At 44.6% G+C, this 10,417-nt stretch carries 9 protein-coding genes; 5 read left to right on the top strand and 4 right to left on the bottom strand.

The annotated features are described in order from the left end of the window. Positions 1–427: 427 nt before the first annotated feature. The 3 genes from KKA81_02275 to KKA81_02265 all read right to left on the bottom strand — a co-directional run bounded on the left by KKA81_02275 (position 428) and on the right by KKA81_02265 (position 3,487). A complete protein-coding gene (locus tag KKA81_02275; GenBank protein MBU2649737.1) occupies positions 428–742 on the bottom strand; it encodes a type II toxin-antitoxin system RelE/ParE family toxin in 315 nt (104 codons plus the stop codon). Beyond that, positions 742–975, bottom strand: coding sequence for a hypothetical protein (locus tag KKA81_02270; protein MBU2649736.1), 234 nt, complete (start codon positions 973–975; stop codon positions 742–744). The genes KKA81_02275 and KKA81_02270 overlap by 1 nt, the downstream gene beginning before the upstream one ends. A gap of 325 nt (positions 976–1,300) precedes the next feature. Next, positions 1,301–3,487 carry a tetratricopeptide repeat protein gene (locus KKA81_02265; protein ID MBU2649735.1) on the bottom strand — a complete coding sequence of 729 codons (2,187 nt, stop codon included), beginning with the start codon at positions 3,485–3,487 and terminating at the stop codon, positions 1,301–1,303. A gap of 483 nt (positions 3,488–3,970) precedes the next feature. Between KKA81_02265 and accC the strand changes: the two genes are divergently transcribed. The 3 genes from accC (at position 3,971) to KKA81_02250 (ending at position 7,753) form a co-directional block, all read left to right on the top strand. Next, complete coding sequence (gene accC, locus KKA81_02260; protein MBU2649734.1) at positions 3,971–5,476, top strand: acetyl-CoA carboxylase biotin carboxylase subunit; 1,506 nt, start codon at positions 3,971–3,973, stop codon at positions 5,474–5,476. A 34-nt stretch (positions 5,477–5,510) separates the two neighbouring features. Further along, a complete protein-coding gene (locus tag KKA81_02255; protein MBU2649733.1) occupies positions 5,511–6,008 on the top strand; it encodes a biotin/lipoyl-binding protein in 498 nt (165 codons plus the stop codon). Positions 6,009–6,217: 209 nt separating this feature from the next. Next, positions 6,218–7,753, top strand: a complete 1,536-nt coding sequence (locus KKA81_02250; GenBank protein MBU2649732.1) for a methylmalonyl-CoA carboxyltransferase — start codon at positions 6,218–6,220, stop codon at positions 7,751–7,753. A 15-nt stretch (positions 7,754–7,768) separates the two neighbouring features. Here KKA81_02250 and KKA81_02245 read toward each other — a convergent pair whose 3' ends face one another. Further along, positions 7,769–8,119 (bottom strand): Hpt domain-containing protein, encoded by a 351-nt coding sequence (locus KKA81_02245; protein MBU2649731.1) that lies wholly within the window; start codon positions 8,117–8,119, stop codon positions 7,769–7,771. Between the two features lie 557 nt (positions 8,120–8,676). Here KKA81_02245 and KKA81_02240 point away from each other — a divergent pair. Both KKA81_02240 and KKA81_02235 read left to right on the top strand, forming a co-directional pair. Next, positions 8,677–9,906, top strand: a complete 1,230-nt coding sequence (locus tag KKA81_02240) for a hypothetical protein (GenBank protein ID MBU2649730.1) — start codon at positions 8,677–8,679, stop codon at positions 9,904–9,906. Continuing rightward, positions 9,887–10,417, top strand: a 531-nt coding sequence (locus KKA81_02235) for a glycosyltransferase family 39 protein (protein ID MBU2649729.1), incomplete at its 3' end; no start/stop codon positions are given. The genes KKA81_02240 and KKA81_02235, both read left to right, overlap by 20 nt.

Genomic DNA, 10,417 nt, shown 5'->3' with positions numbered 1-10,417 from the left:
TTCGTGCATTCGTGGCGATTTTAAACTTTAATTCCACAAATAAATAACTAATAAATGCCACGAATGCACGAATAAAGATGAAAGAAAGAATATTTCACTTCACCAATAAGCTTGAAGTTAAAATTTTATTCATTCGTGCATTCGTGGCGATTTTAAACTTTAATTCCACGAATAAATAACTAAAAAATGCCACGAATGCACGAATAAAGATGAAAAACGAATATTTCATTTCACCAATAAGCGTGAAGTTAAAATTTTATTCATTCGTGCATTCGTGGCGATTTTAAACTTTAATTCCACAAATAAATAACTAATAAATGCCACGAATGCACGAATAAAGATGAAAGAAAGAATATTTCACTTCACCAATAAGCGTGAAGTTAAAATTTTTTTCATTCCCCGAATGATCGGGGCATTCGTGGCTTTTTTATTGCTTACTTGTTTTTTCCTGCCAGATCTTAGGATTACGGTCGGTGCTGATCACAGCTAAAACTTCAACAGTGTTGTTTTCATCGTTAATATAGAAATGAGCCATGTACGGGAATTTCCTAAACAAAACACAACGAATTTCGTTGTAACGAATAGCGTAAATCTGAGGGTCTTTATTTAGTGAGTTAATATACTTGATCGCCGTTTTCTGAAACCTCTTACCAAGTCCGGCCTGTGCTTCATTGTACCAATCGGTAATTTCTTGAATATCGGCAAGTGCTTCAGATTCAACTTTGATTTTGTATTTTTTCATCAGGCTTTGAGTGTTTTTTTTGCTTCGTCCCAATCCAAAAGCCTGTCGGGATCTTTGCGTACCTTGTCAAAACGTTCCATTACCAGTTTTTGGTGGGCTTCAGGAACTTCAAGGTTTTCCTGTTCTTTTTTCAAAGCGTAATCGAGCATGTTCTTGATGGCATGAATCAGGTTTACATCGTTTATCTGTTTGAACTGCTCTATGATTACCGCTTTCTCAGCTTGTATGTTCATTATACTTTTAATAATTGGTTAAACAGCTAAATTACTTTGAATATTGCATTTTAAAATAAATGCATTCATCAGGGCAAATATATGCCCTTTATCTTCTTCGCTAAGTTTTTGAATACTCTGGATACGATTTACAATGCCGTTCTCCGAACCACATAATTGTATCATTTAGTACTAAAAAACAGTGTATCTGCAAAAATACAAAACAAACATTGTCTAATCAAATAATAATTTTTTAACCACAGGAACTAAGAGTCATTGAGTTACCCAGAGAAGTTACTCTATGAATCTCCACCTTGCTAAAAAGGCATCCGATTACGCAGTAACCTCATTCATTCAACACCAAACAGAACTTACTTCCCTCATTTTCCTTACTTTCCAGTGTGATCATACCTCCGAGGATATGTGCCAGTTCACGGCACATGATCAATCCAAGGCCGGTACCGGGTTCTTTTTCCGTGCCGCTGCGCCGGAATTCCGATCCGGCCCGGAATAGTTCGCTTTGTTTTTCCTGGGGTATGCCAATGCCATTGTCGGTGATGCAAAAAATCAGTTTTCCGCCTTCCCTTTTCGTACTCAGGATGATCTTTCCCTCACGCGGGGTAAACTTTACCGCGTTGGTAAGGAGATTCAGCAGGATGATCCTCACAAGTTGCGGATCGGTGCGTATGGTCAGACTGCTTTCTCCTTCAGTAAGCAGAGTCTGCTCCTTGTTTTCAACGGAGGTGCGGACAAGATCGGAAACGGCGGTAATCAGGCTCTCTACCTTGATCTCTTCAGGCTGGCTGCTAAGCTTTCCCTGACTTGCACGGGCCCACATGAGCAGATTGTCAAGCAACTCATATGTATTATGGGAGCTTGTTAAAAGTGTCTGCAGGATCCTCTGCCTGGATGCGTCATCCATTTCTTTATAATTCCCGTGAAGGATTTCCAGCAGGCCTTTCATGCTTTGGAAGGGATTTCTGAGGTCATGCGATACAATGGAAAAGAACTTATCCTTTTCTGCGTTAAGTTCCTGGAGATCATTTTTTTGCCTGGTTAGCTCCCGGTTCTTTTCCTGGATCTCCCCGGTCTGTCTTACAATTTTATCGTTTTTTAACCGGAGTTCCTGGTTCATTTTCCTGAGCTTACGGGAATAAATGATCACTATTATCAACAGGGCCGCGACTATTACCAGTCCCGCGATGATCAGGGACAGGAGATACTTCTGGTCACGGATGATCTTTTCCTTCAGTTCATTCTGGGTTGCAAGCTGCTGGTTTTCCTTTTCCTTGTTCTCCAGTCCATACATAATCTGAAGCTCCGTTATCCTGTTTCGGGCTTTTAATCCCTGTATGCTGTCATGAAGTTGCACCATTTTACGGAAATTTTCGGATGCCGATAAATACTTGCCTTTTATGGAGTCCAACTGATAATATGAATAATATGCCAGTTTTTGAAAATCCAGGGCTTCTATCTGCTTCGATATCTCCATCCCCCTGTCAAGGTAGTACCGGGCAGAATCGGTTTTATCCAGTTTGATCATGGTGATTCCGATATTGGTCAGAGTAGCCGCACTTTCATAAAGTAAATCTTTGATTAGTGGGGATTTCTCTGCTTTCCGGAAATATACCATGGCTTTCCTGTACTCTTTTTGTTTGTAATACAATGAACCCATATTTATATTCACTGCCAATGTGTAATAAGGCAGTTCAAATGATCTGGCATTTTCAAGGGTCAGAAAACTATACTTGATCGCGGAGTCGGCATTAACCTTCGACTGGGTATACAGGAAAGTCAGGTTATTATAAATATTGGTCAGGATATCCACTTCTTCGTTTGCAAGATCAAGTTTTACCGCTTGATTATAGTACTCCAGCGCTTTGTCTGCATTGCCGAAGGTTGAGAATAAGGAACCAATTCCGGCGTGTATGTAGACTATTAGCTTGTTGAGAGCGAGGTTTTCAGCCATTCTTTTTGCCAGGAGAAGATATTCCAACCCTTCGGCATACTTTCCGATTCGGCTATTGAAGTTTCCAAGGTCGTACATGACTTTAGCCATGGAAGCCGAGTCTCCGGCTTGCCGGCATAGTGTGAGGGCTGTGTCGAGATATTTTCCTTCCAGTTCGGTTTGCCCCAACTGATGGTATAGTATACCCATGTTATTCGTGATGGACCTGCGCCGTTCAGTCAGATTGTACTTACGGCACAACTGCAGGGCCTTTTTATATTCTGTTTCCGCTTCTTCCAGCTGGCGCATGTTCCAGTAACATACTCCTTTCAGATTTAATGCTCTGACTGTTCCATTGATAAAACTGTTTCTTTCCGACCAACGGGAGCATGAGTCAATTAATGCAAGACTTGAATCCGGCTGAGTCCTGGATAAGGAATACGCTATATCCAGCAGTCTTTTGATCCTGGCTGTATCATTTTGTTCCTGTTCAAACAATGACCAGAGGCTATCAACCGGGTCCTGGCCTTTTACTGCGGAAAGAAAAATAAATAAAAAAACAATCAATAGATATTTGTTGGTCATAACGGTTATTGTTAATGCATGCTCTCTCTTCAGGTTTCCGGACAGAAATCTCTGTTTCCGGAAAGTGCCCTAAGATAATAAATAAAATACTTTTTTTATGATATTCATAAAAATCATCATTAAACTTTAAATGAGTATCGGGAATGATTAATATCAAGATACCTGCTCTATGGTTGCAGGCTGCAGGTTACAGGCTGCAGGTAGTGTGGATGTGGGTGATGAGTGATGAGTTGTCGCTTGCAACCTGTCGCCTGTAACTTTGTGTTCATGTTTCCCGATCCTCATAAAACTTTGTTCTACCTGATTTTGAGATTTATTTAACATATGTGCATTTCAGGATATGATTCGGATTAAAAAAAATGGATTATCTTTACCTTTCGGTTGCAAACGGATTGACCTTTTTTCGTTCCTGATTGTTAACATAAAACTAAAGGGTTTAACCGGTTTGAATATTGTGCATATAATTCAACTAATCTGGGTTCTATGATAAAGAAAGTCCTGGTTGCCAACAGGGGAGAGATAGCCGTGAGGGTGATGCGTTCGTGCAGGGAGATGGGGATCACTTCCGTGGCGGTATATTCAGAAGCCGACCGTAAGGCCATGCATGTTCGTTATGCTGATGAAGCATACTTCATCGGGCCTTCACCTTCCTCCGAGAGTTACCTGAAGATAGACAAGATCATTGATGCGGCCAAGAGGTCGGGGGCTGATGCCATTCACCCCGGATATGGTTTCCTTAGTGAGAATGCCGGATTTGCCGAACGTTGCCGGAAAGAAGGTATCATCTTTATTGGTCCTTCGGCACAAGCCATTCGTACCATGGGTGATAAGATCACTGCCAGGAAGACTATGACGGCGGCAGGTGTGCCGGTAGTTCCCGGAACGGAAAAGATAAGCAGTGAAAAAGCTGCAGTGGAAAAGGCCAGGGAAATAGGCTGCCCGCTAATGGTGAAGGCCTCGGCAGGCGGTGGTGGTAAAGGAATGCGCTTGGTGATGAAGGAAGAGGATGTGCCGGCTGCCGTCCGTAGCGCCCGCTCGGAAGCACGGGAAGCCTTCGGCGATGATTCTGTTTATATAGAAAAGTATATCGAATCACCACATCATATTGAGTTTCAGGTGATGGGAGATAATCACGGTAACGTGATCCACCTTTTTGAACGCGAGTGTTCGGTGCAACGACGACATCAAAAGGTTGTGGAGGAAACTCCTTCCCCCATCATGACCCCGCAGATACGGGAAGAGATGGGCAGGTTTGCTGTAGCCGCTGCCAAAGCGGTCAATTATTCAGGAGCCGGCACCATTGAGTTCATTGTCGACGACAACCTGAACTATTATTTCCTGGAAATGAATACCCGCCTGCAGGTGGAACATCCCATCACGGAGCGGGTCACCGGTGTCGACCTCGTCAAAGAACAGATCAGGGTTGCTTCCGGCGAAAGATTGAGCATACGCCAGGAGAGCCTTAGCCAGTTCGGCCATGCCATCGAATGCAGGATTTATGCCGAAGATCCCGATAATAACTTCATGCCCAGCCCGGGTATTATCAGGCACATTACCGAACCCCTCGGCCTCGGTGTCCGTCACGATGGATATGTTTATGAAGGTTATGAGATCCCTATATATTACGACCCCATGATGTCGAAACTCATCGTCTGGGCCCGGACCAGGGAGGAAGCCATAGCCCGTATGAAACGCGCTCTTTATGCATACAAGATAACCGGCGTGAAAACCAACATCCGCTTCCTGGAAAGGATCATGGATTGCCCCGATTTCAGGGAAGGTAAATACAATACCCATTTTGTCGAAAAAAATAAGGACTTCCTGATGTTTCCTGAAAAACAGGATCGTAATGTGGAGGACGTTGCCATCATCGCCGCTTTCGTCGATTATACCAACAAAATTGAAAGCATGGAAACCCGAGCCTTCTCGAAAAATGGAAAAAGTAACTGGAAGAGCTGTGGCCGGAGAATGGGCTTCATGAGAATTTAATTGACTTTCCCGGGAAAACCTAAACCGTGTTTATATGGAAATAAAGATCAATGACAGGAATGCACAGGTTGAACTGCTTGCCAGAGATGGCAGCAAAATCGTGCTTTCCATCGATGGTAAAAGATATGAAGCCGATGTGGAGATGGTGGAAGACGGAGTATATTCACTCATCATCGGTAATAAATCGCACAATATTGAACTGATTGAGGTGGATAGCAAGAAATACTATGTGAACACTTATTCGAAGTCGTATGATGTTGAGATCATTGATTCCGAAAGCAAATACCAGATGAGCAGGAAGAAGGATGATACTTTGGAAGAAACCGTGATATCATCGCCCATGCCCGGGAAGGTTGTAAAGATACTGGTGAAAGAAGGTGATCAGGTTAAAGCCGGCGATACGGTGATCATCGTTTCGGCCATGAAGATGGAAAGCGAGTATAAAGTGAAGAAAGACAGGATCATCAAGGAGATCAAGGTGAAGGAAGGACAGACCATTAACGCGCATCAGCCTCTGATGGTCATTGAATAAAGTTGATTATTTTTAATGAGTATCGGGAATGATTAATATCAGGTTACTTGTTTCATGGTTGCAGGCTGCAGGTTTCAGGCTGCAGGTAGTCTGGGTGTGGGTTCTGAGTGATGAGTTGTCGCTTTCGCTTGCAGCTTGCAACCTGTAACCTGTAACTTTTTGTTAATGTTTCCCGATGCTCATATTATTTTTTATTAAATATCATTTACATGTCACTTCAGGAAAAATTCAATGCTTTTGAGGAGCGTAACCGGCTGGCGGAGCTGGGTGGTGGAATTGAAAGGATAGAGCGTCAGCACAACGCAGGCAGAAAAACTGCACGGGAGAGGATCGAGATTCTGCTGGACCCGGGTAGTTTTGTGGAAATCGACAAGTTTGTCACCCACCGTTGCACCGATTTCGGGATGGAGAAAAACAGGACACTGGGCGATGGTGTTGTTTGCGGTTACGGTAAGATCGACGGCCGTCTTATGTATATCTTTGCCCAGGATTTCACGGTTTTCGGCGGTACCCTGAGTGGTGCGAACGCCGCCAAGATCGTCAAGATCATGGATCTTGCCCTGAAGATGGGGGCTCCGGTGATAGGTCTGAACGACTCCGGCGGGGCACGTATCCAGGAAGGTGTTGAAAGTCTCGGTGGCTATGCAGACATCTTTTACCGGAACACGATCAGCTCCGGCGTCATACCGCAGATTTCAGCTATCATGGGACCCTGCGCGGGAGGCGCCGTTTATTCTCCGGCCATCACCGACTTCATTTTCATGGTGAAGGAGTCAAGTTACATGTTCGTTACCGGCCCCGATGTGATCAAAACCGTTACCCATGAAGAGGTTACGAAAGATGAGCTGGGTGGGGCCCTTACTCATAACGCCAAAAGCGGCGTGGCCCATTTTATGGGTGAATCGGATGAGATGGTGCTGATGATGGTCAGGGAACTCATGGGTTACCTGCCTTCAAACAATATGGAAGATCCTCCGGTTAAACCCTGTTCCGATGACATCAAACGGGAAGATGAATCCCTCCAGACCATAGTTCCTGATGACCCGAACAAACCCTATGATATGCGGGACATCATCTGCCGGGTCGTTGATAACAAAAACTTCTTCGAAGTGCAACCTCATTATGCGGAGAATATCATCGTTGGCTTTGCAAGGCTCGACGGCCGTCCTGTTGGTATAGTGGCCAACCAGCCTGCCCACCTTGCCGGCGTTCTCGATATCAACTCTTCCCTGAAGGGCGCCCGCTTTGTCCGCTTCTGCGATGCTTTCAATATTCCGCTGATCACCTTCGTCGATGTGCCCGGTTTCCTGCCCGGTACCAACCAGGAATTCGGAGGCATCATCAAACATGGGGCCAAGCTGCTATACGCCTTTTCAGAAGCTACCGTCCCAAAGATCACCCTGATCACCCGAAAAGCATACGGCGGCGCTTATGACGTGATGTCTAGCAAGCATATCGGGGCCGATGTTAATTTTGCATACCCTACCGCGGAAATTGCCGTCATGGGCCCCGAAGGCGCCGTTAATATCATTTTCAGAGATAAACTCTCGGCCGAGGATAAGAAAAAAGCTGTGGAAGATTATAAGAAAACCTTTGCCAGCCCTTACAAAGCCGCTGAACTGGGATACGTCGACGAGATCATCTATCCCCGTCAAACCCGGTTCAAACTTATCCAGGCACTGGAAATGACACAAAACAAGAGCAAATCCCATCCCCCCAGAAAACATGGGAATATCCCTTTGTAAGAAACAAACGGGTGATCAGAGGTTGTAATCTTCCCTGAGTTGTTGGAGAGTGCTGTCTAACGATTGATTGACTTTACCCAATAAAACAGGAATGGCTTCCGTGTTTGTGCGGCTCTTGGAGTTTTCCTCCAGTTCCCGGATTACAGATGTGATCGCATCAACCTTGAAAAGATCGATGGATGATTTTAATTTGTGAGCAAAAAACTTTACCTGGTCGAAATCCCCTTTACTATGGCTGTCGTTAAGCTTCTCCAGCATATCCGGCACATCTTCCAGGAAAATCATCACCAGGCCGGCAATCTGTTCAGGGTCATCACCCACAAACTCTTTTACCGTGGAAAGGTCATACAGTTTTTCTTCCGACATAGAAAATCATTATCCGGTCAACAGGCCAAAAGTATAAAATATTTACTAAAGTTTTGCATTACTTCAAATTCCCTTAAAAAGATGTCTAAAATATTGGGCACTTAATGTCTAATTTGTACCCCTGGAATTCCTTAAAAGTCAGGAAATACAGGAGGCTATTTTTAAGTATTCATTTCATTTCGGAGTACCCACTTCATTTCAAAGTACCCACCCCCGACCCCTCCCTGCTGGCAGGGAGGGGGGCGCTCTGATTCAACTCTGTGAAAATTTTTGCAATCAAACAAAAAGAAAGGTTTTCGAAATAGTTAAATATTATTGCAAAGCAATTTTTATAGTAAAGTTAATATTTGTTTCGTAAAAATTTTGATTAGTACGTCCCCCCTCCCTGTTGGCAGGGAGGGGGCCAGGGGGTGGGTATTATAAGTTATACCAAGGCACTGAAGTATAACTTATAATACTCATAATCAAAATAAAATTTGTTCGAAGCTTTCAAATAAACGTTCTCATAATGTTAAAATCCGGATGCTTTGGGATAAAATGCGATATCTTTGCCGCGTATGAAATCAATAATCCTCTCACTCAAGTGGCCTGCGATTTTTCTGGGATGGGTTTTCCTGGCCGTTTTCCTGATTATTGCGGTTCAGTATATCACCTGCCCTGTTTATATCTTCCCCGAACCCAAACCCTTTAGCGGGGAGCATTGGTTCAATCCTTATGAAGGCACCGACAGCCTTCACTGGAGGAAGTCCAACTTCCAGGCCCAGTCGCGCGCATGGCTCGGAATCACAAGCGGCCGTTATAACACCAACGAAACCATCGATAGTATTTACCGCAGCCTTTATTACGATGTTATTGCTATCTCCGATTACCAGAAGGTCAATGATTACGGCGCCGGGAAGGATACTTATATCCCTGTTTATGAGCACGGTTACGGTGTATTTAAAAACCATCAGGTTGTTATTGGTGCGCGACAGGTGTTGTGGAGGGATTATCCGCTGTATCAGACCATTCATCAGAAACAACACATCCTGGAAATGCTCAGGGACAAGGGAGACCTGGTTTACATCGCACACCCGAAACTCAGAGGTGGATACAAACCTTCGGATATGAAATACCTCACAGGATATACCGGGATCGAAGTGCTCAATTATATGCGGGTTTCGACGGAGCACTGGGATGCAGCATTATCCGCCGGAAAACCGGTAACCATCCTGGGCAACGATGATGTGCACGATATTTTTAACCCCGATGAGGTTGGTTTCCGTTGTACGTATATTTATTCACCTTCACTGAACGGTGACAGCATCATTGCAGCCCTCAGGGCCGGCCGGGCCTATGGCGCGGATATCTACAGGCCTACCGGAGAATCCATGGAGACTAAAAGGGAAAAAGCAGCTCACATTCCTGTGATTACCCATGCAAGGCTTTATAACGATACTTTGCAGGTTGGCGTCATTCAGACGGCTTCCTTCATCCGCTTTATCGGACAGGATGGGAAAGTATTGGCCGAAGTGCCGGGTGCAGAAAGTGCCAAATATGCCGTTCAACCGGAAGATACTTATGTCAGGACGGAAATCAGCTACCCCTCCGGGTTGGTGCTGATGCTGAATCCCGTTTTCCGTTACGACGGTGTTGATCCATGGAAACAGGAAACAATACGCATTGACTATTTCCGTACCTGGGTGCTGCGGGTCCTTGGATTCTCAACACTGATCTTCATTATCCTGAATATAATTTTGCTCCGCCGGAGATTTAGAAAAAAAGTGGATGCCGGAAAAACGATATAATTGGATACTGGCAGGATTGCTCCTCGCTTCGTTTGCCATCAGGGCGTTTATTGCCGCGTATATCGAGCTGGGCAATGATGAGGTTTACTATTGGACTTACGCGCTTTATCCCGATTGGAGTCATTTCGATCATCCACCCATGGTGGGCTGGTTCATCCGCATCTTCTCCTTCAATCTTTTATTCCAGGAAGAGTTCTTTCTCAGGCTCGCATCCATTCTGGCCGGGACGCTGAATACCTATCTTGTTTACAGGATAGGCCGGGAGATGTTCAGCCGGCGTGCTGGACTTATCAGCGCTTTTTTATATACTTCATCCCTGTATGGGTTCGTCGTCGCGGGCACATTCATCTTGCCCGATACACCGCAAATACTTTTCTGGCTTTTGGCCCTGCTGTTTTTTGTTAAGGCATTTAAATTCCAGGAAAACAGGGTTTCCGCATACTGGATGATTGCCGCAGGAATACTTACAGGATGCGCTTTACTTTCAAAATATACTTCCGCTTTCCTTTTG

The organism is Bacteroidota bacterium (assembly GCA_018831055.1).
In the GTDB taxonomy this organism is placed as follows: Bacteria; Bacteroidota; Bacteroidia; order Bacteroidales; family B18-G4; genus M55B132.
This window is presented reverse-complemented; position numbering and strand designations above follow the sequence as displayed.

Coding starts and splice junctions, on each gene's coding strand:
- KKA81_02275 (MBU2649737.1), bottom strand. CDS start 742: ATGAAAAAATACAAAATCAAAGTTGAATCTGAAGCACTTGCCGATATT.
- KKA81_02270 (MBU2649736.1), bottom strand. CDS start 975: ATGAACATACAAGCTGAGAAAGCGGTAATCATAGAGCAGTTCAAACAG.
- KKA81_02265 (MBU2649735.1), bottom strand. CDS start 3,487: ATGACCAACAAATATCTATTGATTGTTTTTTTATTTATTTTTCTTTCC.
- accC (MBU2649734.1), top strand. CDS start 3,971: ATGATAAAGAAAGTCCTGGTTGCCAACAGGGGAGAGATAGCCGTGAGG.
- KKA81_02255 (MBU2649733.1), top strand. CDS start 5,511: ATGGAAATAAAGATCAATGACAGGAATGCACAGGTTGAACTGCTTGCC.
- KKA81_02250 (MBU2649732.1), top strand. CDS start 6,218: ATGTCACTTCAGGAAAAATTCAATGCTTTTGAGGAGCGTAACCGGCTG.
- KKA81_02245 (MBU2649731.1), bottom strand. CDS start 8,119: ATGTCGGAAGAAAAACTGTATGACCTTTCCACGGTAAAAGAGTTTGTG.
- KKA81_02240 (MBU2649730.1), top strand. CDS start 8,677: ATGAAATCAATAATCCTCTCACTCAAGTGGCCTGCGATTTTTCTGGGA.